22 protein-coding genes and 1 tRNA gene are annotated in these 23,079 nt (G+C 45.9%); 13 read left to right on the top strand and 10 right to left on the bottom strand.

The features are described 5' to 3' along the window. Positions 1 to 7: 7 nt before the first annotated feature. The gene (cshA, locus tag B5066_RS02000; RefSeq protein ID WP_079474283.1) at positions 8 to 1,453 is read right to left on the bottom strand and encodes a degradosome RNA helicase CshA; all 1,446 of its coding nucleotides are present in this window, start codon (positions 1,451 to 1,453) and stop codon (positions 8 to 10) included. Positions 1,454 to 1,699: 246 nt separating this feature from the next. On the opposite strand from cshA, the gene B5066_RS01995 reads away from it, so the two are divergent. Continuing rightward, entirely contained in the window at positions 1,700 to 1,924 is a 225-nt protein-coding gene (locus B5066_RS01995) for a hypothetical protein (protein WP_079474282.1), read from the top strand. Positions 1,925 to 2,003: 79 nt separating this feature from the next. Here the strand turns inward: B5066_RS01995 and B5066_RS01990 are convergent, their stop codons facing one another. Continuing rightward, positions 2,004 to 2,423 (bottom strand): organic hydroperoxide resistance protein, encoded by a 420-nt coding sequence (locus B5066_RS01990; RefSeq protein ID WP_079474281.1) that lies wholly within the window; start codon positions 2,421 to 2,423, stop codon positions 2,004 to 2,006. 251 nt (positions 2,424 to 2,674) lie between these two features. Between B5066_RS01990 and ytvA the strand changes: the two genes are divergently transcribed. The 3 genes from ytvA (at position 2,675) to B5066_RS01975 (ending at position 4,294) form a co-directional block, all read left to right on the top strand. Then, positions 2,675 to 3,466, top strand: a complete 792-nt coding sequence (gene ytvA / locus B5066_RS01985) for a YtvA family blue-light photoreceptor (RefSeq protein WP_079474280.1) — start codon at positions 2,675 to 2,677, stop codon at positions 3,464 to 3,466. 185 nt (positions 3,467 to 3,651) lie between these two features. Next, a complete protein-coding gene (locus tag B5066_RS01980; protein WP_027847408.1) occupies positions 3,652 to 3,852 on the top strand; it encodes a cold-shock protein in 201 nt (66 codons plus the stop codon). Between the two features lie 241 nt (positions 3,853 to 4,093). After that, positions 4,094 to 4,294, top strand: a complete 201-nt coding sequence (locus B5066_RS01975; protein WP_027847408.1) for a cold-shock protein — start codon at positions 4,094 to 4,096, stop codon at positions 4,292 to 4,294. 123 nt (positions 4,295 to 4,417) lie between these two features. Here B5066_RS01975 and B5066_RS16980 read toward each other — a convergent pair whose 3' ends face one another. Further along, positions 4,418 to 4,552 carry a hypothetical protein gene (locus B5066_RS16980; RefSeq protein WP_261763931.1) on the bottom strand — a complete coding sequence of 45 codons (135 nt, stop codon included), beginning with the start codon at positions 4,550 to 4,552 and terminating at the stop codon, positions 4,418 to 4,420. A 129-nt stretch (positions 4,553 to 4,681) separates the two neighbouring features. Further along, positions 4,682 to 5,320, bottom strand: a complete 639-nt coding sequence (locus tag B5066_RS01970) for a hypothetical protein (protein ID WP_079474279.1) — start codon at positions 5,318 to 5,320, stop codon at positions 4,682 to 4,684. A gap of 121 nt (positions 5,321 to 5,441) precedes the next feature. Here B5066_RS01970 and B5066_RS01965 point away from each other — a divergent pair. Together B5066_RS01965 and B5066_RS01960 are read left to right on the top strand one after the other, a co-directional pair. Next, a tRNA-Leu gene (locus B5066_RS01965) sits at positions 5,442 to 5,528 on the top strand. A 177-nt stretch (positions 5,529 to 5,705) separates the two neighbouring features. Next, entirely contained in the window at positions 5,706 to 6,425 is a 720-nt protein-coding gene (locus tag B5066_RS01960) for an NAD-dependent deacylase (protein ID WP_143745380.1), read from the top strand. Between the two features lie 36 nt (positions 6,426 to 6,461). Here the strand turns inward: B5066_RS01960 and B5066_RS01955 are convergent, their stop codons facing one another. After that, positions 6,462 to 6,773, bottom strand: a complete 312-nt coding sequence (locus tag B5066_RS01955; RefSeq protein ID WP_342351575.1) for a flavodoxin domain-containing protein — start codon at positions 6,771 to 6,773, stop codon at positions 6,462 to 6,464. Between the two features lie 101 nt (positions 6,774 to 6,874). Here B5066_RS01955 and B5066_RS01950 point away from each other — a divergent pair, with 101 nt between their 5' ends. Then, complete coding sequence (locus B5066_RS01950; protein ID WP_079474277.1) at positions 6,875 to 7,435, top strand: nitroreductase family protein; 561 nt, start codon at positions 6,875 to 6,877, stop codon at positions 7,433 to 7,435. 54 nt (positions 7,436 to 7,489) lie between these two features. On the opposite strand, the gene B5066_RS01945 is transcribed toward B5066_RS01950, so the two are convergent. Next, positions 7,490 to 8,740: a YeeE/YedE family protein gene (locus tag B5066_RS01945; protein ID WP_079474276.1), complete on the bottom strand. Its 1,251-nt coding sequence runs from the start codon at positions 8,738 to 8,740 to the stop codon at positions 7,490 to 7,492. Between the two features lie 165 nt (positions 8,741 to 8,905). Here B5066_RS01945 and B5066_RS01940 point away from each other — a divergent pair, with 165 nt between their 5' ends. From B5066_RS01940 to B5066_RS01925, 4 genes are all read left to right on the top strand, one after another. Then, a complete protein-coding gene (locus tag B5066_RS01940; RefSeq protein ID WP_179124012.1) occupies positions 8,906 to 9,781 on the top strand; it encodes a TetR/AcrR family transcriptional regulator in 876 nt (291 codons plus the stop codon). 251 nt (positions 9,782 to 10,032) lie between these two features. Beyond that, the gene (locus B5066_RS01935; RefSeq protein WP_079474274.1) at positions 10,033 to 11,505 is read left to right on the top strand and encodes an MDR family MFS transporter; all 1,473 of its coding nucleotides are present in this window, start codon (positions 10,033 to 10,035) and stop codon (positions 11,503 to 11,505) included. A 190-nt stretch (positions 11,506 to 11,695) separates the two neighbouring features. Beyond that, complete coding sequence (gene metE / locus B5066_RS01930) at positions 11,696 to 13,972, top strand: 5-methyltetrahydropteroyltriglutamate--homocysteine S-methyltransferase (protein WP_079474273.1); 2,277 nt, start codon at positions 11,696 to 11,698, stop codon at positions 13,970 to 13,972. 65 nt (positions 13,973 to 14,037) lie between these two features. Continuing rightward, positions 14,038 to 14,457, top strand: coding sequence for a GNAT family N-acetyltransferase (locus tag B5066_RS01925; RefSeq protein ID WP_079474272.1), 420 nt, complete (start codon positions 14,038 to 14,040; stop codon positions 14,455 to 14,457). Between the two features lie 39 nt (positions 14,458 to 14,496). On the opposite strand, the gene B5066_RS01920 is transcribed toward B5066_RS01925, so the two are convergent. The 3 genes from B5066_RS01920 to B5066_RS01910 form a co-directional block, all read right to left on the bottom strand. Further along, positions 14,497 to 17,163, bottom strand: coding sequence for an MMPL family transporter (locus tag B5066_RS01920; protein ID WP_079474271.1), 2,667 nt, complete (start codon positions 17,161 to 17,163; stop codon positions 14,497 to 14,499). Beyond that, positions 17,160 to 17,612, bottom strand: coding sequence for a MarR family winged helix-turn-helix transcriptional regulator (locus tag B5066_RS01915; RefSeq protein ID WP_079474270.1), 453 nt, complete (start codon positions 17,610 to 17,612; stop codon positions 17,160 to 17,162). The genes B5066_RS01920 and B5066_RS01915 overlap by 4 nt, the downstream gene beginning before the upstream one ends. Positions 17,613 to 17,752: 140 nt before the next feature. Further along, the gene (locus tag B5066_RS01910) at positions 17,753 to 18,511 is read right to left on the bottom strand and encodes a FadR/GntR family transcriptional regulator (protein WP_280522695.1); all 759 of its coding nucleotides are present in this window, start codon (positions 18,509 to 18,511) and stop codon (positions 17,753 to 17,755) included. A 252-nt stretch (positions 18,512 to 18,763) separates the two neighbouring features. On the opposite strand from B5066_RS01910, the gene B5066_RS01905 reads away from it, so the two are divergent. After that, a complete protein-coding gene (locus tag B5066_RS01905; RefSeq protein WP_079474269.1) occupies positions 18,764 to 20,200 on the top strand; it encodes a carbon starvation CstA family protein in 1,437 nt (478 codons plus the stop codon). A gap of 124 nt (positions 20,201 to 20,324) precedes the next feature. Then, positions 20,325 to 21,398 (top strand): FUSC family protein, encoded by a 1,074-nt coding sequence (locus B5066_RS01900; RefSeq protein WP_079474268.1) that lies wholly within the window; start codon positions 20,325 to 20,327, stop codon positions 21,396 to 21,398. A gap of 19 nt (positions 21,399 to 21,417) precedes the next feature. On the opposite strand, the gene B5066_RS01895 is transcribed toward B5066_RS01900, so the two are convergent. Then, positions 21,418 to 23,058: a thiamine pyrophosphate-binding protein gene (locus tag B5066_RS01895; protein ID WP_079474267.1), complete on the bottom strand. Its 1,641-nt coding sequence runs from the start codon at positions 23,056 to 23,058 to the stop codon at positions 21,418 to 21,420. Between the last annotated feature and the right edge of the window lie 21 nt (positions 23,059 to 23,079).

Below are 23,079 nucleotides of genomic sequence, written 5' to 3'. Positions count from 1 at the left end.
ATTAGTTTTAGGAAAGATCCATTCTTTTCTTTTTGTTTCTTGGCGGCCGGCTGTTTTTATTGGAGCCGTGGCCCTGAGACCGTTTTTGCTTATATTTCGAAGAAGGCTTGCCCTGGCCTTTAGGGCCTTTGTTACGAATAGGTGCTTCTGAAGTCAGTTTAACCGGCTCTTCTTTCAGTTCACGGACATTCATTTTTAGTGCTGCCGCTACGATTTGTTTCGCATCGTATTCGTTCAGAAGCTCTTCTGCCGTGCGTTCCCAATATTCGTTATCGTCCACTTCCATCGATCCGACCAGTTTCTCTACAGCCTGCTGGGCTCGCCCTTCAACTGCATCATTTCTCGTCGGCTTAGGAGCCTTTTTTAACTTAGCCTGTACGGTCTTTTCGATAAGACGCAGATGAGTCATCTCTCTCGACGGCACAAAGCTGTAGGCTACACCTTCGTTTCCTGCCCGGCCGGTACGGCCAATCCGGTGCACATAGCTTTCCGGATCCTGCGGAAGATCAAAGTTGTACACATGTGTAACACCGCTCACGTCAATACCGCGGGCTGCTACGTCAGTCGCTATGAGAAGCTCAATAGTACCCCTTTTGAATTTTTGCAGCACTTTGTCCCTTTGAGCCTGCTTCATATCTCCATGAATGCCTTCTGCCGCATACCCACGTCTTGATAAAGCTTCTGTCAATTCATCTACACGGCGTTTAGTACGCCCGAAGACAATCGCAAGCTCCGGTGGTGTATAATCGAGCATATTACAAAGGGTTTCGAACTTCTCCTGTTCGCTCACTTCAATGTAATACTGATCAATTTTAGCCACGGTCATACTTTTGTTTTTCACTTGAACCTGTTCCGGGCTGGTCATGAATTTATCTGCTACACGCTTTAGCTTTGGAGGCATGGTAGCTGAGAATAAAAGCATTTGCCTCGGTTCCGGAATATCTTTTAGGATTTCTTCGATATCATCCACAAACCCCATGCTGAGCATCTCGTCCGCTTCGTCAAGAACAACTGTCTTCATTTTTCCAAGGTCGATCGTTTTTCTCCGCACATGATCCATTAAACGACCCGGTGTCGCTACAATGATTTGCGGTTTTCTTTTCAGTGCTTTAATTTGGCGCTGAATGTCCTGGCCTCCGTAAACGGCTACTGCTGTAACACGTTTATGCTTTCCAAGGCGGTTTAATTCTTCGGAAACCTGTACAGCAAGTTCTCTTGTTGGTGCAAGTACGATACCCTGCGGAGCGTTGGCTGTTTTATCAGCTGCTTCAAGAAGTGGTATGCCGAAAGCAGCAGTTTTGCCTGTACCAGTCTGTGCCTGGCCAATGATATCTGTTCCGTTCTTCGCTTTTGGAATAACTTCCGATTGTATTGGTGTTGCTTCTTCAAATCCCATTTCTTCAATAGCTTGAAGAATAGGTGATTCCAATCTTAGTTCTGAAAATAAAGTCAAGTATATATTCCCCTTTTATGCTTATTCGATCATTTCATATGAACTAATTAACATTACCATATTCATGAAAAAAAATCTATCTGATTTTCATATTCCTTATGAATTAACTATACGTTTACACTGCTCCTTTAATTGTAATAAAAACGTAACATAAACTGCATTGAACAGTTTGTATTAATGACGATATAATTAAATTACAAAATTTTCATTTAATTACGCCTATAATTATGCGAGGAGGACGGGCAAATGGCTGTGAGGAATAGATTTGCATATTTTGTTGACCGTTCTGGAAGGCAAGTCACGGTGGGGACACTGGAGGATATCGAACAGATGGACTTAGGCCGGGGCCAAATTTATTATTGCGATTCTGAGCAGGCGCTCGTCCAGGGTGTTAAAGAGTATTATCATAAAGAGTGCATTATTACACTCCGTTCTCCAATGGACGAGTTTAAAGAAAACCTTTCGCGCTAAATTCCACCCTGCTTTCTCTGAAAGCAGCGGTATACATATAAAGAGGGCCCGCTTTTTATTGCGGACCCTCTTTTACGTTCTATTTTACTTCAGATTGAACTTTTACTTCAATGTTATTGCGCGTGGCTTTGGAATACGGGCAGTACTGGTGGGCAAGATCCACTAATTCGTCCGCTTCTTCCTTCGAAACACCGCTGATTTCCACTGTAAGTTCAGCAGCCAGCTGGAACATGCCATCGGATTCGTCCTTTTGAAGGCTTACAGCTGCAGTTGTTTTAGAAGAAACGTCTTTATTTTTTTTGCTTGCCTGAAGGTTCAGCATGCCATCAAAGCAGGCTGCATAGCCGGAGGCGAAGAGCTGTTCCGGATTGGAACCTGATTTAGAAGAACCAGAGCCCGGCTGTTCTAAATTCACATCGATCATTCCATCGTCAGAACGTACGTGACCTTCACGGCCACCTTCTACAGTAGCTTTTGAAGTAAATATTGTTTCTGCCATACATAATTCCTCCATTCAACTTAATAACGTTGATTCCAATAATTACTATACACTTTTCCGCCCATTTTTAAACATGCAGTCCTCTAAATGTTTTCTGAAATTAACTTTTCACGCCTCAGAATAAATAGTAAATACGTCAGTTGCCCATCGGAAAGTGCTATTATAAAATCATTGAAGATTAAGTAAAAATAACCGCCAGGAGCGCTTTTTGCTTTGCAAAATAATTCTACAATAAAGGAGCGGTCCAATTCATGAACCGAGACTTCCCGTTAAAAACCCCTACTAATTCTTTGCTGCTTACAGCCGTCGATCATACCCGGGTCGGAGTTATTATTACAGACCCGGATATAGAAGACAATCCAATCATTTATACGAACAGTGGTTTTTGCAATTTAACCGGCTATTCCGCCGGGGAGGTTCTCGGAAACAACTGCCGTTTTCTGCAGGGGCCGGAAAGCGACATTCATACTATTGAACGTATGAGGGAATCATTGAAATTATACGAACCAATTTCACTTGAGATCATTAACTACCGTAAAGATGGCACTAAGTTTTGGAACGAGCTTCACATTGATCCAGTATATGAACCAGAAGAAGATAAATACTATTTTATCGGGGTACAAAAGGATATTACAAAACAAAAGAATGCCGAACAGGATGCGCTGGAATATTTTAATGAAATTAATCTGTTATCTACCCCTATTGTTCCAATTATCGACAGCGTTTATGCCATGCCCCTGATCGGTAACGTCGACGAGCAGCGGCTGAAGATTATTTTTACGAACATCACTGATGCTATACATCATTCCAAAGTAGAAACGCTCATCGTTGATCTTTCGGGTCTTTCCACGTTGAATGATGAGATTATGAAAGGCATCTTTACTTTAAACGACCTTTTAAAACTACTCGGAACCGAGCTGATTGTTACCGGTGTTTCCCCAAGCCTTGCGGTAAGATCCAAGGATATGGATTTCGACTTCTCTGCTTTTCAGACCTTTGGTACTGTTAAAGATGCTGTTCGTTCCAAGCAGCGCAGCAATTGATATTGAGAGTAATAAAATATGTACAGAAAACGTATTGATATTATTTCAAGCCCGTGATATGATGAAATCACTATTTTGATCCGTTAGTTTGAACAAGCTTAGGGTTTTAGCTTCTGAACTTGGTAATACGCGGTTTGCAAGATAAGTAACATTTGTGCCAGAAGGCACACAGGAGGATTATTTTTATGGAACAAGGTACAGTTAAGTGGTTTAACGCAGAAAAAGGTTTTGGCTTCATCGAGCGCGAAGGCGCAGACGACGTTTTCGTTCACTTCTCCGCTATCCAGGAAGAAGGCTTTAAAACCTTAGAAGAAGGACAAACGGTAGAATTCGAAATAGTAGAAGGCGACCGCGGCCCACAAGCTGCAAACGTCACTAAAAACTAATTAAGTCATATCCAGCTGCTCTCTTAAATTAGAGAGCAGCTTTTTCTTTTCAAAAAAACTACCCTTTTTATAATTAAATATTAAAGTTTGTTGCTATAATTTGGGTGACATGATACAATGAATTTACTATTTTGATCCGTTAGTTTGAACAAGCTTAGGGTTTTAGCTTCTGAACTTGGAACTATGCGGTTTGCAAGATAAGTATTATTTGTGCCACAGGGCACGCAGGAGGATTATTTTTATGGAACAAGGTACAGTTAAGTGGTTTAACGCAGAAAAAGGTTTTGGCTTCATCGAGCGCGAAGGCGCAGACGACGTTTTCGTTCACTTCTCCGCTATCCAGGAAGAAGGCTTTAAAACCTTAGAAGAAGGACAAACGGTAGAATTCGAAATAGTAGAAGGCGACCGCGGCCCACAAGCTGCAAACGTCACTAAAAACTAATTAAGCCATATATAAACCTCTCTCCTTTTTGGAGAGAGGTTTTTTCTTGTTGCTTTCGGACGTCCACACATACAAAAAAAGAATACCCAAAAACCGGGTATTCCTAATGCAGGATATTATTCACTAGCGGCGCCTGAATGTTTCAAGAAAAGCATGTACAATTTCTACCGACTGAAAAGCAAAAATGCTGAGTGCCGAAAGGGATAAGAGCCCCATAATGACAAAGCGCATATTCTGAACTAGATGCAAAGCCCACATGTTATCCCTCCTTTTGATATATTTCTATCATACTCCCCTGTCACACGTTTGCAACAATTTTGTGTTATTTTTCAGTATATCTTCTGTTCTCCTTGGCCAAGAGGGGCTCTTCATCCGAAAGACTGAAATTTAATTAAAGGGAAACCACTTCTTCACTTTATTTTTCCAATACTTGACGGAAAAGTATTCAAATATATAAGTTAAAATCAAACCGTATAAAATAACTCCGAACAGACTCAGCACTACCATTGTTCCCTGACCAAGTGCCGTAACCGGCTCAATGTTAGAGCGCCCAAACATGACAAGCGCCATGAGTACGCTCAGGGCAGAGGTCCACAGGGAATCTGCCGGAGGTTCGATCCCCCACACCCAGATCACGAAACAGATGTATAATATTAAAATACTGCCCCAGACATAATACTGATGCTGACGGCTTAAATACCGAATAAGCGGCATTGTATAAAATTTAGTAATCGTTTTGAGCCGGAACAGATGAATAATTCTTGCCAGTCGTGCAAACTGAAAGATCGCATCTAATGGTATAATAGCTATTAATAAAAACGGGTGTGTTTTAACGAACTCCCATTTCCGCTCTGCCCGAAAAAATCGGAAAGCATAATCAAGCGTGAATAATGCCCAGGTGGTCCAAATAATATAGCCGGACACTTCTGTGTCGTACCAAATAGTGCCTACAGATAGAATGGCAAGTATCACCATAATGGCTTCATATAGTCTCTTCCCAAATTCCTGGTCCCTCTTTTCACCCATAATTAAAGACTCGCTTTCCTATTTGTTTTCTTCTAAGCTTTAATCGTACTATATTTATAAAAAAAACAGCAAATCTTCTATTGCACAATTCGCTACTACTGGTTATAATAGAATTTGTCTTGCGGATGTGGCGGAACTGGCAGACGCGCACGGTTCAGGTCCGTGTGAGCTTACGCTCTTGGAGGTTCGAATCCTCTCATCCGCACCATTCCTTATATAACGAATACACCAGGCTTTTTCAGGCTGGTGTTTTTTTATGCTTTTATCCCTTTATTCTATCACGAACTTCCCCGCAGACACCTCCCCTTTTATTGGTGTAAGCAGTGGGTAAAGACGGGTATTGAATTACAGCAGTAATCAATGAGCAGACGTTAGGAGGATTAAGTTGAGCAGACAGCTGGCAGAATGGCTTCAAGCATCCAATTACAGTGTTGTAATGACCGGCGCGGGAATGTCTACGGATAGCGGGCTCCCGGATTTCCGTTCATCTTCGGGACTTTGGAGCAATTATGACCCAAAGCAGTTAGCCACGGTCGAAGCCCTTGAACACCAAAATGAAGCATTCACAAGCTTCTACCAATGGCGCCTGCAGTCCTTACTCGAAGCATCTCCAAATAAAGGCCACGAAGTTTTAGCCCATTGGGAACAGCAGGGCATCCTGCAGCATGTCATAACCCAAAACGTAGATGGTTTTCACCAGGCGGCCGGCCAGCAACATGTTTCTGCTTTGCACGGCAGCCTGCGGGAGATCCATTGTCACATTTGCGGCCGGCCGGCAGCGCAGGAGGATTTTTTAAACAGATCTTCTCTTTGTCCGAATTGCGGCGGCAAACTGCGGCCAGGTATTGTCCTGTTTGGTGAAATGCTGCCGGAACATGATATTCAACAAGCGCAGGAGGCTACCTCGTCCTGTGATTTATTTATCGTGCTCGGGTCAAGCCTCCAGGTAGCACCTGCTTCCCTGTTTCCAATGGAAGCAAAAGAGAACGGAGCCAGGCTTGTTATCGTAAACCAGGAAGATACAGATCTCGATTCGCGGGCAGATTTAACCTTCCCCGGGGCTTCTATTCAAGACGTTCTTCTAGAAACAAATGCGTATATGTAACTAAAGAAGCTTCCAGTCGTCGCTGGATGCTTCTTTTTATGAAATAGCGCTGGTTTTCACTTTCTTTTTCTGCAGTAACGCATCTACAAGTTTACGGGCCGCCCTGGCTTCTTCCTCTCTCGGATCAATTTCCACTTTCAGCGGCGCAGCTACTATCTGCGCTCCATGCTTTTGGAACCGGCCCTCTATCAAGTCGAGGGCCCGCCCATATTTTAGATACATGAAGTCGCACGAGCCGAACAGTGCTGCCTGCAAACCTTTTAACTGTATTTCTTCCATTTCTGCATAATAATCCTCTACTTCATAGTGAAGACCTCCGCCCCTAGGTGTAAGTACCAAATAATACACCGTCGTATATATTCAAATGAGCCAGCTCAGGCTCTTCTATTAATTCGTCTATATGTTAAAATAGTAAATGATAATCATTTTCAACTTAGGAGGCACCTCTTATGACCGATATAGCCAGCACCCCACTTGCACAAACCATTCAATCCCGGCGTAGCATTAAAAAGTTTACAGAGCAGCCGGTAGATAAACAAACAATTCTTGAATTACTTGAAGTTTCCAAATGGGCGCCTGACCATGGCATACGTGAGCCGTGGCGCTTTCTGCTTTTTCTTGGCAGCGGTACAGAAAAACTTGCAGAGGCTCTCGCCGATTACCAGGAGCACGAAGGTTCAAAAAAACCCGAAAAAGTGCGGGCCCAAATTTCCGAGCTCCCCGGGGCCCTGCTTGTCGTCAACCAGGCAGAGGAAAAAACGGAAAAATGGGAAGAGGATTTTGGCGCGGCCTCTACTCTTATTCAAAACTTTCAGCTGTTAAGCTGGGAGCAAAATATCGGTATGATTTGGAAAACGGGAGATTATATATATTCAGATCGTTTCAAGAAGTCCCTTGGTATCGAACCGAAAGAAACTATTGTCGGCATGCTGCAGCTTGGCTATTTTGAAAAAACGCCAAAAGCAAAACCACGAACATCCATCAAAGAAAAAATTAATATTTTTGAATGAAAAGCTCATTTTCCATAAAAAAACCTTCCTGAACGCCAGGAAGGTTTTTTCGTATTAACAGAACGTATCTTTTGGTTTGGGTACAGAAAGACCGAACAACGGCCGTAGGAAAAGAGCCAGGAATGTACCGGCTAACGCAAATACTGCCCATACATAGCCGTGGACACTAAAGGAGGCAATACCACCAAAGTAAGCACCGATGTTACATCCAAAAGCGAGCCGTGCTCCGTAACCCATCAAAAGGCCGCCGATAATAGAGGCAGAAGCGTTGCCGATGGTCACTTTTGTAAACTTAAACAAACCGCCTGCTGCTGAAGCAATAAATGCGCCTAAAATTACGCCAAAGTTCAGTACAGTAGTGGAGTCGGCAAATATGGTAGTCTGCAGAGCCTGCGCACTTTCCCCGCTCCAATAATCCCAGCCTGAAGCATTGATGCCTACTGCCTCAGCTGCTTTGGATCCCCAAAGTGCAAACGCCGAGGTAATTCCCCACGGCTGGCCGCGTGTAAGCAGGGTTAAAGCATTTAATACAGCAAGAACTACTGCTGCAATCATCATTGGCCAAGAACCGCGGAAAATGCGTTTCCAGCCGCTCGCTGTAGGCAGAGTAGCCATTGCCGGCGGGTTTTTCTTTTTATCAATAATTAATGTCACTGCGATCACAGCGGCAAAAATAAGCAAAGATACTATCCAGGCTCCCGTGTATCCAAGACCGGTGGACGTTGCCAGCGATATCGCGCCGAAGGAAGGTGTTTCATCTGTCCAGAACGAAAGATGATACGCCCCAACGGTAGAGCCAACAATGAAAAAGAGCAGCGTAATGAACATATTCGTCCGACCGCCGCCTACTGCATACAGCGTTCCGGAAGCGCACCCTCCTCCGAGCTGCATTCCCAGCCCAAACATGAATGAACCAACGACAACACTCACGCCAACAGGGCTGACGTAGCCGGCAGCTTCCCCTCCAAAAAATGTTGAACCAATAGCAAGAATTGGCGCGAACAGGGTGACTGCTGCCGCCAGCATTACCATGTGAGCTCTTAGCGCCTGGCCATTACCGACAGACATCAAACGCCGAAACGCTGATGTAAATCCAAACCTGGCGTGAAATAGTGTGTATCCCAAAAGCAGCCCAATAGTAAGCAAAAGTGGCTGTACGATCGCCTGGGTTAATGCAAGATATAAAGTTAAGATAGCAAATACGATCAACCCGCCGGTAACCAGCTTATTTTGAGGAGCTCCCAGTTTCTTGGAAGCTTTCTCGGCAGTTTCCTGCTGGGAAACGGGCTGTACTGTTACTGCCATTATAATCCCCCATTCCTATCTTTTTAGTCAGTTTTACGTTCTTTATCTTAAATATTTTTTTAAAGATAGTCAAAGATGTTGCTTTTGTAACGAAAATTTACTATTATTAATGAATTGAAACTTAAAGGTACTAAAAAAACTATATAGTTTTAAGGGGGCATGGGCATGGATGAAAAGAAAATATACATTCAGCAGACTGCAATGCAGCTGTTTTCCAACCAGGGGTTCTTTCACACCTCGGTACAGGATATTGCTGAAGCGTGCCGGATGTCCAAAGCTTCTATTTATAAAATTTTTCATTCTAAAGAAGACATTCTCGCCCAAATTGTAAGGGATAATTTAAACCATATTATTCATCGTGCCAATTACGCCCGTAACGAGCAGTCCAAGCAGCCCCGGGATCAGCTGATTGCCAAGCTGTCGAGGGAAATTGAAGGCCTCGTGGAGCACCGGGAATACGTATGGATGCTTTACCAATCTGCTTCCATCAACAAACAGTCTGACGACATTAAGGCCCTTTTAAAACAAGGCCAGCTTATTATGGTGAACTGGCATAAGGATACACTGCTCGAAGCATTTGGCACCGATATAGAGCCTTTCGTTTGGGACCTTGCGATATGCATGCAGGGAATGAGCAGAGAAATGATTGCATTTGCTGAAAAGGTTGACCGGCATAATTTTGATTTTGACCGTCTTGCTGAAGTGTTAGTCACCAACATTGAAAGTATCATCAAACACAAGACGTCCTCGGCTTCTGTCTTTTCAAGCGAGGATATGGAGCCTTTCAATCTTCAGGGTCATTACGGCGAAATTGATCAAAAGGATTTATGGGATCGGACCATTCAGCAGGTACGGGCTTTCATTCATTACCGCTTTCCGTCCTATGAAAAAAAGCAGTGGGTCGAAGCAGTAGATCGTCTAAACCAGGAATTTTACGAACCCGAACCTGAAACAATTGTCATGGAATCATTGTTTTGTTTTCTCGAGAAGAAAGAAGAACTGCAGAGTAATATTAATATTCTGCGGGAGATTATTCAGTAGCTTTCGGATACCGGTATCGTTCATTTATTGCGGTTTTCTTGCTTTACCGACTTTTAAATCTTCACAGCCAAGTCTCAAACCGTCAGCACAAAAAGTCAGATATTTGTTTGTCCTGAAACAAGTTTCTTGATCTTTCCTGTGGCTGGCGTTATTATATGCTGACGAAAACTAAAAAGTACTTTAAAAACCGTTTCGTTTTATAGACAATTTATACTCGAAAAATGTATTACATCATCGAAGGAGGGCTTCTCATGCCAGAAGAAGCAGCTACACAAATACCTGCTAAAACAAGAAATTTAATTATAGCGGTATTTCTTACCGGAGCGTTTATCGCTATTTTAAACCAGACCCTGCTCGCCGTGGCCATTCCAAGCATTATGGCCGATTTAAACGTGAGCGCCAACACAGCACAATGGGTAACGACCGTATTTATGCTTGTTAATGGCATTATGATTCCAATCACCGCCTTTCTTATTGAAAAATTTACTACCCGCGGGCTATTTTTATTTGCCATGTGTTCCTTCGCGCTTGGAACTCTGTTCGCAGCCCTCTCCCCAACCTTCGGCCTGCTCATGGCCGGAAGGGTAATTCAGGGCGTTGGTGCCGGTATTATGATTCCGTTAATGCAGACATCTATTATGACCATGTTCCCTATTTCCCAGCGCGGCCAGGCTATGGGGCTTGCCGGACTCGCCATTGCATTTGCACCGGCATTCGGCCCTACTCTTTCCGGCTGGGTCGTGGATTCATATTCCTGGAACACGTTGTTTTACATTATTCTTCCGATCGCCATTGTTGACATTATTTTAGCGTACTTTTTGCTGAAAAATGTAACGGAGCTTAAGCATCCAAAGCTCGATTTACTATCGATTATGCTCTCGACTGCCGGATTCGGCGGCCTTTTGTATGGATTCAGCGCTGCCGGAAACACCGGCTGGGGAAGTGCCACCGTATTAACTACGCTTGCGATAGGCTCAGTTGCCTTGTTCTTGTTCATTTGGAGACAGCTTCATGTGGAACGCCCTATACTTGAGTTCCGTGTGCTGAAAAACCCTATCTTTACGTTGACAGTGGTCGTAGCCATGGCCTGTTTTGTTTCCATGGTCGGCTCCCAGACTCTCATCCCGCTGTATGTTCAGAACGCACGTGGTTTTTCCGCCCTTGATTCCGGCCTGATGCTTCTGCCGGGTGCTCTTTTAATGGGGCTGATGAGTCCTATTACCGGGCGCATTTTTGATAAAGTCGGGGGCCGAGGCCTCGCTATCACTGGCCTCTCCCTGTTAACAATCGGCACCATTCCGTATATGTTTTTAACGCAAGACTCATCCATCGTCTTCTTGACCGTTATGTTTGCCCTCCGCATGCTCGGTGTCGCAATGGTCATGATGCCAATGACGACTGCCGGCCTAAACCAGCTTCCGAATTCATTAATCGCCCACGGCACGGCGATGACGAATACGCTCCGCCAGGTAGCAGGATCCATTGGTACTGCCGTTCTGATTACCGTGATGTCCCAGAGCGCTTCTGGTGCTGCCCGGGCAGGCGAAGTGTCAAGCCAGACCGGCGCCTTAATTCATGGCATTAATGTGGCTTTTTTCGTAGCTTTAATTGCCGCTGTGGTCGGCCTTGTGCTTTCATTCTTTCTTAAAAACACAAGACCGGATACGATGGAAAAACGCGAGGTTCGTGGAAACAAAAGCAGCACAAAAGAAAGCAAAGCATAAACTCTCCTAATTTAACAAAGACACTCTCAGCAATGGCTGAGAGTGTCTTTTACTGTATTAAACGTGGAAATATTCTGTGAAATACCTTGACACTTTAACACAGAAAAAGATATAGTTTGGCTACATGGATGCCTCTCACATAAAGAATAGGAGGACAATCGAGTACTACTGGAAGGGAGAAAATAATTTAATGACAACATGGACAAGCAGCAACCTGGGCTACCCACGGTTAGGTGAAAAACGTGAATGGAAAAAAGCATTGGAATCCTACTGGAAAGGAAAGCTGGATAAGGGTTCTTTTCAACAACAAATCCGAGAACTCCGATTGGATTTCTTGAAAAAGCAACAGGAGCGCGGTGTGGATTCGATCCCCGTTGGTGATTTCTCGCTGTATGATCACGTACTTGATACTTCAGTGATGTTTGGGCTTGTGCCGGAGCGCTTTGATGCTTCCGAGGGCTATTCCTCCCTATCTACATATTTCGCTGTAGCCCGCGGTACGAAAGCATCGCCGGCAAGTGAAATGACCAAGTGGTTTAACACCAATTATCACTACATTGTGCCGGAGCTTCAAAACGCAAAGCCCCGCCTAGTGGATAACTACCCGTTAAAAGCTTATCAGGAGGCAGCGTCTGAATTAGGTATTGAAGGACGTCCATACCTAATCGGTCCTTATACTTTCCTGAAGCTTTCCAAAGGCTATGAAGACCATCAGTTTGAACAGCTGTTTAATGACCTTCTTCCTCTTTATGAAAAAGTACTGCGGCAGCTGCAGGACGCAGGAGCGAAAAGCGTTCAAATCGATGAGCCGGCATTTGTTCAGTCCTTTCCCGAAACAGATATTCCATTAATCCGGAAAGCATATGAGTTATTCAACCGCGAAGTACCTGAACTAGACCTGTTTGTACAAACGTATTTCGATAGCGTTTCTCATTATAAAGACATTATTTCTCTTCCAATCGCAGGTCTCGGCCTTGATTTTGTCCACGGTAAGGAAGGCAACTGGGCAAACATTCAAAATCACGGCTTCCCTGCAGGCAAAGTACTGGGCGCAGGGGTAATTGACGGACGCAACATTTGGAAAGCAGACGTGAAGGCCACTGTCGCTTTTGCCAAAGATATTCAGGCAGAAACGGGCAGTGAACATGTCGAAATCCAGCCGTCCTGCAGTCTTCTTCATACACCGGTGACGACCAGACACGAAACGCAGCTTGATCCGCTTTTGCTGGATGCTCTTTCTTTTGCTGATCAAAAGCTCGAAGAAATCGACCTCGTCACACGCACGTTAAACGGGGAAGACACGGCAGGAGAAATCGAAGAAAATACCGCTCAGCTTGCTCGTGTTAAAAACGCTCCGTGGCGCCAGGAAACAGCCGGCAACGCTACAGGCGACATTCCTTCCTCCCGGCCGCTTTCATTCGAGGAAAGAAGTCCGCTTCAGCAGGAAAAGTTTCAGCTCCCAAAGCTTCCTACCACTACTATCGGAAGCTTTCCGCAGACACGTGAGGTCCGGGTCGAACGCCGGCGGATGAGAAAAGGTGAAATTTCCGCAGAAGAATACGAAACGTACATTCAAAATAAAATGCAGGAATGGGTCGATATTCAGGAAGAGATCGGACTCGACGTTCTTGTGCATGGAGAGTTTGAACGTACAGATATGGTAGAGTTCTTTGGGGAAAAATTAGGCGGCTTCGCTTTCACCTCCAACGGCTGGGTACAATCCTATGGTTCACGATGTGTCAAACCGCCGGTCATTTACGGGAATGTCGAGTTTAAAGAACCAATGACCGTAAAAGAAACCAAATACGCCCAAACGCTGACCGAAAAGCCGATGAAGGGAATGCTTACCGGCCCGGTAACGATTCTGAACTGGAGCTTTGAACGCAATGACATTCCGAAAAAAGAAGTAGCCTTTCAAATTGCACGAGCCCTGAATGATGAGGTGCTCGCGCTTGAAAACGAAGGCATTGAAATGATCCAGGTGGACGAACCCGCTATTCGCGAAGGACTGCCGTTAAAACGGGCAGAATGGGACGAGTACTTGGAATGGACCGTTCACGCCTTCCGCCTTTCTACTTCTTCTGTCAAAGACACCACCCAGATTCATACACACATGTGCTATAGTGAGTTTCAGGATATGATTGAGTCGATCCGCGCGCTCGATGCCGACGTCATCTCGATTGAAACTTCCCGGAGCCACGGGGAACTTATTGAAACATTTGAAACAGCTGTTTATGACAAAGGCATCGGCCTTGGTGTTTATGACATTCACAGCCCGCGTGTGCCGGACGTGGAAGAAATGACTCAAATGATTGACCGAGCCCTGCGCGTGCTTCCGAGCAGCCTGTTTTGGGTAAATCCGGACTGCGGACTCAAAACACGTGATGTGCCGGAAACGATTGAAGCTCTTAAAAACATGGTCCGTGCTGCGGAAGAAGTAAGAAAAAATCTCGAACAGCATGCATAATTATCACTACGTAATAAGGCCCGGCCTTCCGGGCCTTATTTTCGTACGGAAAGGACATCCCATCTATGACTATGACTACTACATTTTTAAATAAACGGTCCGATTACAAAAAAGCATATGAAATTATTCAAACCCTGCGTCCTTCTCTCAGCTGGGAAGCCTTCCACGATTACCTCTCCCGTCATCCTTCATACCAGCTGCTCGCCTTAAAAGAAGATGGCGTGGTAGTCTCAGTATCCGGAGTGGAGCTTTTGGAAAGTCTCGCCTGGGGGAAACACGCCTGGGTTCATGAACTTGTGACGGCAGAGCACGCACGCTCCAATGGTCACGGCGAGAGACTTCTCCGGGCTATTCATCAACACGCAGAGAATCACGGATGCACAGAAGTAATTCTCTCCTCCGGCCTGCAGCGCGAAGACGCCCATCGCTTTTATGAACGTCTTGGTTATCACGCCTCAAGCTACGTTTTTCGGCATACCTTATAGCGCAAAAAACTCTGCCCCATGAAAGGCAGAGTTTCTTTTTTATCGCTCCTGTTGCTTTTGTTTTTTCTTTGGATTTTTTTCTTCGGAGTTAAAGCTGATTAATGCCGGAATTAATAATGGCAGCACGATAAGCCCAAACAGCAGCAGTCCGGTAATGACAACCGTTGCTACCTCAAGGAGAGTAAGCACTCCCGAAGGAAGCATTGCTGCAAACGTTCCTGACAGAATGATCGCTGCTGTAATGATCACCGTGCCCATCTTGATCATTGCCGTCTGCATCCCTGTACGTATACCGGCTTTAGCTTCTTCATTGTACCTGCTTAGCAGGAAGATGGAATAATCCACCCCGAGCGCTACAAGCATAACAAATCCGAAGAATGGTACCGGCCAGGCGATGCCCGGATATCCAAGCCCATTTACAAAAATCAGTTCTGTCACAGCCATCGCTGTAAAGTATGCGAGCACGAGTCCGCCGATAATATAAAGCGGCTGAATAATATTACGAAGCAAAATAATGAGTATCGCAAAAATACCGACAAGAACGATCAATACCGTCCGGTCAAAATCACTGGAGCTGACCGACTGTAGGTCGCTGTTCACACTCGGCACGCCTCCATATTCGATCGTCGTATCTTCAAGCGGCGTGCCCTGCGTATTCATTTCCACAACCTCTTTGACTTCTTCCGCACTTTGGATGGCTTCTTTGGAATAAGGATCCGCATTCAAGCCAACTTCAATGGTCATGCCATTTTCATTGTCGAATACGTAATTGGAGGCACCGTCCTGGAAGTCTTCATTCTCGATGGTATCTTCCGGAAGGTATACACCGGTGCCTTCAACATAATTTGCCTCAGACACCTCTCCGGTGAAGGTTTCAGCACTTTCAAGGCCGTCACTGATTTCGGTCAGCCCGTCACGGGAATCAGACACCCCGTTTTCGAGTGTTCCAAGCGTTTCGGCTAGCTGCTCGAGCTCTGCCGTCTGTTGATCAAGCTCCTGCTGGCCTTCTTCAAGCCCGCTTTGAATCTCTGTAAGCTGCTGACTAATGCCGACCAGCTGCTCTGAAGCTGCTGCTGCTTCCTGCGGGGAAGAAGCGTTTGCCAGCTGCGTGCTCACCTGCTCAAGCGCTGTATTCACTTCTCCGAGGCCGTCAGCAGCATCCTGCAGAGACGAATTCTCCGTATCATTGCTTCCAAGCTGTTCCTGGATGGAGCTAAGGCCATTTTCGACTTCCTGCAGCCCGCTCTCGGTTTCTTCAATGCCATCCCGGGCATCACTAATGCCATTGCTCACTTCCTCGAGCTGATTGTTTACATAAAAATCGTCAATAATATCTCCTGCCGGGCGTGTGGCGCTGCGCACCGCCTCCACCTCTTCCAGATTGGAGATTGAACGACTCAAGTCTTCTACATACGCAAGCGTGTCCGACTCCATCACCGAGTCGTCCGATTCGATGACGATCTGCATTGGAAGCGCCTGCCCGGAGCCAAGACCTTCTTCAATTAAGTTAAGGCCCGTAACTTCTTCCGTGTCCTGGTCAATTTCATCAATCGTGTCGTAAGACCGCGAATTATCAAATGTTAACAATAGCGGCACCGTAACGACAGCTACAATTAGAATAGCAAGCAGCGGACGGAACACAGAGATGTGGCTCAGCCATTTCCATATTTTACTGTCAGCATGGCCATTGTGCAGCTTCGACGGCCAAAATAAAGCTTTTTTTAATGTCAGCATAAAGAATGGCAGAATCGTCCAAAGAACGCCCGTTAACACCACAATGCCGACCGCCACCCCAACGCCGGACTGAAAGACGGAGAAGTTAGCAAAACCGATTGCCGTAAAGCCGACAAGCACGGCGAGCGCACTGTAAACCATCGTTTTACCGGCTGTTTTGTACGTCCTTATGATAGCTTTTTTATAGTCAAGGCCAGCGGCTAATTCCTCCCGGTACCTGCTCAACAGAAGAATACAGTAATCGGTGCCGATGCCAAACAGCACAGCTACCAGAAAAATCTGCGTATAGTTGGAGACCGGAAAGTTAAACCAGTCTACCAAATATGCGATAATCGACTGGCTGATCAAATACGTAAGACCGACAGCAATAAGCGGTACAAATGGAGTAATAACCGCACGGAACACAACAAACAACAGCGCCAGAATCAGCACTACTGTAATCACTTCCGTACGCTCGAGTCCTTCCTGGCTCGCTTCATTTACCTGCTGGTTTAAAAGCGACTCCCCGGTAACGTACATCTCCATATTCGAAGCTTCATCAAGACTACGAATCTCTTCAGCTGCATTAACCGCTGTATCATTGTCCCCTTCTATCGAGATCGGAATAACAACAACATTTTCTTCTGAGGCAACCAGCTGTTCTTCTGTTTCCTCACTGCCAAAGGGGTCCGTGACTTCTGAAATCCCTTCAATGTTTTCTTCTTCAATGGCAGTAATCAGTGATTGTATGTTTTCCTGCTCTTGTTCGCCAGCCTCGTTTTCTGTTTGAATCACGGCGCTGATGGTGTTGCCGCCCTCACCGTTTTCGTCCAATATTTCTTGAGCCTGAGAAGACGTTTCTTCTTCCGGTATTTGCAGCGTTTCTTTATCGGCGGCCAAATTGGATAAACTCGGGGAAACGACGGTAAGGGCTACGGTGAAAATAACTATTAATGCAGCTACCCACCAGCGAAACTGTAGTATTGTTTTCATCTTTGCTGTCCACCTTTTTGTAGTATGCTTCGTATTTTGTGAAAGGTCTGGATAAACTGCTCTACTTCCTCTGCGTTTATGTCCTGAAGCAGATCGGAGACATACTCATTTACGAGACGGGTATGCCGCTCGTGAGATGTTTTTCCTTCCGCGGTAATTTCCACGTACTTCACCCGCTGATCTTCACTGCTCGGCACAAATTTCACATAGCCGTTGTTTTCCATTTTTTTCAGGCGATTGGATAGAGCGCTCTTTCCGACGAGCATCCTGTTCTGGATTTCTGTCGACGTCATTGGCCCGTATTTCATTAAAAAATCCAGCAGCTCTACCTGTTCCGGAGAAATTTGGTTTAATAAATTATCGGGTATTTCATTTGTTATGCGGTTTCTGCCGAGAATCATTACTTCTGCGAACAGTTCCACCGCTTCCTCCATTTTTTGGTCCTTCATTAGTACACCCCCTGAACTATTTAGTAGTTTACCCCCTGAACTATTTAGTAGTTTACCCCCTGAACTTTCATTCGTCAAGTATTAGCGGGTGAAGAACTGGAAATTAATCTTCCACAAAAAAACGCCCGGAGCCGGACGCATTAGTCGCTCATATGCTCAATGCCTTTGGAGAGGACTTTTTCCACGTTCGTTAAATGAGCGCTCATTGCATCTGCAGCCGCTTCCGGCTTCTGCTCATCTATCGCAGTATAAATTCGCTGGTGTTCGTCAAGAAGCCGCTGGAATGAACGTTTTTCCGAAAATAGCCATACTTTCCTTGTTTCATACATTGTTTTCTGCATGGTGTCAGAGAGCCGGCCCATCATTTGTTTTAATAAAGTGTTTCCGGACGCCTCAACGATCGCAAGATGGAAACGGACGTCTGCCTGTTCCCCAAGATCGTCGGTGTCTGCTGACGCCTGTTTCATCTGGTCAAGAGCGGTGCTCATCTGCTCGAGATTTTCTTTTGACCTCCGCACCGCTGCAAGCTCGGAAGCCCCTTTTTCAAGCACATGCCGGACTTCGAACAACTCCTTCATTTCCTGTTTCGAAATAAGAGTACGGCTGTTCATCATGTCCGTAATAGTAGAAAAATCATATTGATTCACAAAGGTTCCTTCCCCCTGGCGTATGGTTACAATTCCTACTGCACGCAGCGCGCTTAATGCTTCACGGACGGCTGAACGGCTTACATCGAATTTCTCTGCGAGAGCGACAACAGAGTCGAGCTTTTCGCCAGGCTTCACCTCTCCCCGCTTGATCATATCCTCAATTTTTTCCCGGATAACTTCAGCTATTTTTTTCGTTTCAATACGGTCCATGGTCATTGCCCGCTCTTCCTTCCGTTCACTATTTATCATCATTGTATCACCCCACAGGGCACCAGTACTATACTTACCCCCTTTTTACCAACGAGGCCAAGGCGTGAGAAAGAATTGCTTCCTGCCAACAGGACCAGAAATCACTTTTTATTCAACTTTTCGCGCTTCTATTACTTTTATATGAAAAAAGTTTTGTTTTTTCCACATAGACGATTGTCATTTTGGAAAGAACAAGTTAGAATTTATAACAATGGTTTTCTCTAGTACATTGCAGCAAAGGTGGGGCTTTTTATGTTATCTTTTTTTATTGCTATTATCCTGTTAATTGCCGGTTACATTGTTTACGGTTCCTTCGTGGAAAAAACGTTCGGCATCAATGACCGTAACAAAACCCCCGCGTATCATAACGAAGGGCATATCGATTACTCGCCTCTCAGTTGGTGGCGCGGCAGCCTTATCCAGTTATTGAATATTGCCGGGCTCGGCCCGATTTTCGGGGCGCTCCTTGGAGCCTTGTATGGCCCCGTCGTATTTTTCTGGATCGTACTCGGCACTATTTTCGCCGGAGCCGTACACGACTACTTCTCGGGCATGCTTTCTCTTCGGCACAACGGCGCCCAGTTTCCAGGGCTCGTAGGTAAATATCTCGGCCGCCCGATGCAGAGCTTTATTAACATCGTCAGCATCTGTTTAATGATTCTTGTGGCCGCTGCCTTTATTGCCGGTCCCGCCGAATTAATTGCCAGCCTGACACCGCTCAGTTTTCTTACCGCCATTTTTGCTATTTTTGCTTATTTTTTATTAGCTGCCCTTCTTCCGATTCAGCGGGTCATTGGAAAGATTTATCCTCTTTTCGGGGCGGTGCTTATTTTTATGGCGGTCAGCATTGCCGGTGCACTTGTATTTTCAGACGCCACGATTCCAAATGTGACGCTTGCCAATCTCCATCCCGAGGAACTGCCGGTGTGGCCAATGGTTATGGTGACGATTTCCTGCGGTGCCATTTCCGGGTTTCACAGTACCCAAAGCCCAATTATTGCCCGTACGCTCAAAAAAGAATCAGAGGGGCGTAAAGTATTTTACGGAGCCATGATTGCCGAAGGCGTCATCACCCTTATCTGGGCTGCCGCCGGTATGGCCTTTTTCGGAGGAACCGGAGGGCTTCAGGCTGCCATAGCTGCCGGCGGCCCGGCCGGAGCTGTTAATGAAATTTCGACAAGCCTTCTTGGCACGCTCGGCGGTGTACTGGCCGTCCTTGGCGTTATTTTGCTTCCTATTACCACAGGGGATACTGCCCTTCGTTCCTCACGGATGATGCTTGCCGAACTCGTGGCAAACGCCGTCTCCCTGAAAGGAAAGCCGCTTTTAATCCTAACCATCGTGCCAGTTGTTATTCCGGCATTACTTTTATCCATGATTGATTATTCCTTTTTGTGGAGATATGTCGGATGGACCAATCAGCTGGTCGCTACTGTGATGCTTTGGACAGGCTGCATGTACCTGCTTTATGCCGGTAAAAATCATTTCATCTGCGGCGTTCCGGCGATGTTTATGACTGCTGTAGTCTGCTCCTATATCTTTTACGCTCCGGAGGGTTTTGGCCTTCCATACGGCCTTTCCATGACGATTGGAGCTGTGCTGACCGTATTCGTGCTTACCTGGTACGTCTTTAAAATAATTTCCGCCAGGCGGCAGGGAGCGTATGAACAGGTCGAAAAATCCATCTGAAGCCTCTTGGCTGTCCGCTTTTCTGCGGGCGGCTCTTTTTACTTCAAGCACGCTGATGAAACCGCTGCATGTTCATGCTACACTAAATACAGGCGAGAAATTATGATAAAGAAGGCGGCTTACTATGCACTACTGGAGAAAAATTAAGCGGCGGTTCATTGGCGGAAGACTGATCAAAACCGGCATTGCTGTTCTACTCACTGCCTTTGTATGCGGCATTTTTGATCTCCCGCAGGCGTTCGCGGTCATTACTGCCATCGTCACGCTTGAACCGACAGCAGCTGCTTCTATACGTAAAGGCGCCCAACGGCTTCCAGCCACCGTCATTGGAGCAGCTCTTGCAATGATTACCGTTTATTTATTCGGGCCTACCCCGGTAACCTATATGACTGCTTCCGTTTTAACACTTTATTTTTGTAATATGTTCCGGCTCCGGGATGGCATGCTTGTCGCTACCATTACAGCTGTGGCAATGATTCCGACAGCGAGTGATCATTATTTTTTAACTTTTGTCGAACGGGTCGGCACGACCTTTATCGGGCTCGCAATCTCCACGGTAATCAATTTAACGATCCTCCCTCCAAAATTTTCTTCCCTGCTCGCTGAGCAGAATCGCAAAATGTTTGTAGAGACCGCTGAAATTTTTGAACTGCGGCTCAAGGAAGTTATGAACGGCCAACGCCCCTCAGCGCAGGTGATGGATAAATATCACCAGCTTGAAAGCGACCTGGAACGGGCCATTCAGCTTTCTTATTACCAGCAGGAGGAATGGAAATATCATAAGAAAAAGGATACAGAAGCCAGAAGATTCACCCGGGAGCAGCGTCAGCTTCATTTTCTAGAGCGGATCAGCTACCATATTAACCGTCTATTTAATTTTGAAACAGATGGCTATACGTTTACAAAAGAGGAGATTCAGCTGATTAGCGATATTATTCCCGCAATGTCACAGACAATTCATCACTTTGGGGAACAGATTCCCGAGGAACAATTCCGGCTGATTGAACGTCTCGACCGCTGCTTTTGGAAAAAACGCCAGCATGCCTCACGCCCAAATATAAAAAAATATCATCACCACTTTTCCACAGACGTTATTATTATTTTTGCTTTGTTATCCATTCATGATGTACTTGAAGAGCTTGAGGAACTCCATTTTCCCGAGCAGCCCGAACAACAGCAAACGCCCCGGCCTTCCTAAGGCACGGAGCGTTTTCTTTTTAGGATTTACTAAAGGATGATAAAAATTTCACCCGGTCTCCCATTGGAGGCGTCTGCTCATCAATAAGCTGAATCTCAAGCACAGCCGGGCAATTGTCTGAGCATAGATCTCTATAAAGATCCGGAGTAATATCCTCCATGCTGCGGACAGTAGCATATTTTACCCCCATTTGTTCTGCAATAGCCGCTACCGGAACCATCGATTGTTCAAATCGATCGTGCATTCTGCCGTATTGAAGCCGGTGGCCGTGATACACCATTCCGAGCCTTGCGTTATTCATCACGATAAACAAAATAGGCAGCTGGTACTCTTTGGCTGTGAGCACTTCCATCCCATGCATAAAGAAGCAGCCATCTCCCGTAATGCTTACCACCGGGCGCTCAGGATCTGCAAGCTTCGCTCCAAGGGCATTGGAAATTCCTGAACCCATGGCGCCAAAATGTACATTGATGTCATACGTATCTGGTTTTTTTACGTCCATATAATGAATCACATAGCTCATAAACTCTCCGATATCCACCGTAAAAAGCGTATTCTCTGGCACGTGGGACTGAAAACGCTGGAGCACGTTTTGCGTTTCGTATTTTTCGTTTACTGCTTGTGGAGGAATTTTTGCCTGCGCCTGACTTTTTTCCCCGGCTGCCGGCAGGCGAAGTTTATTGTTTATTTCCAGGATCGTTGTCTGGGCGTCGCCAAGTAGAGAGATATCTACTTTATATTTGCGGTCAAACACCGTCGGGTCATGATCGAGCTGGATGACAAACCGATCAGCAGTCAAAGCCGGATTCCAGTTGTTTGTGGCCGTTTCCCCAAGGCTTGAGCCTATAATGAAGATAATGGAATTCTCTCTGTCTTCCATTACTTCTGTGGCTGTTTGATGGCCGGCAAAACCGTAAACACCACGTGCATTCGGGTGATTTGTCGGCACAAGTCCTTTAGCCTGCGGTGTAGTAACCGCCGGCCAGCCCAAATAATCCACCAGATTCATGATATCCGGCATTGCGTCTTTAGCACCCTGGCCAAGGAAAATGATGCCCTGACGGTTACTCGAAAGTATACGGGTTGCCTCCGACACGTTGCTTTCAACTGGTGAGAGCCGGCGCTTGGCTGGATATTCCAGCAGCTCAGTGCTGCCTTCGAGCATAGATAATTGAATGTTGATCGGAACCGCTACGTGCACTGGTCCGGGTATCCCGGCGAATGCTTTGCATACTGCTTCCTTAAATACTTCACGCACTTCGTGGATGCTCTCCACCCGCCGGCTGTATTTAGCGACCGGGGCAAACATCGGAACAACGTCAAGCTCCTGAGAAGCATTCAAGCCTACTGTCGATGTTGGCACAGAGCCAGTGATAAACAGTACCGGGGTCTGCTCTCTCATTGCATTTGCTGCACCAGAGAGAAGATTCGTTGCCCCGGGGCCGCTGCTCGCTATACAAACTCCAAGCTTATCCGAACGCTTCGCGTAGGCGGCAGCCATATATCCGGCTGCCCCTTCATGTTTTGTAATAATTGGCGTAATATCAGCGTGCTCATACATTTTATCAAAAAGAGCATTTACCGATCCCGCCGGAATACCGAAGACGTAGTCCAGTCCACCCTGCCGCAAATAATCAATTATCCACTGAGCTGCTTTCATTCCGTTTATCCCCCCACTAAT

Origin of the sequence: Marinococcus halophilus, assembly GCF_900166605.1 — a bacterium.
Classification (GTDB): domain Bacteria; phylum Bacillota; class Bacilli; order Bacillales; family Marinococcaceae; genus Marinococcus; species Marinococcus halophilus.
The sequence above is the reverse complement of the archived record's forward strand: the minus strand, read 5'-3'. Positions and strand labels throughout refer to the sequence as shown.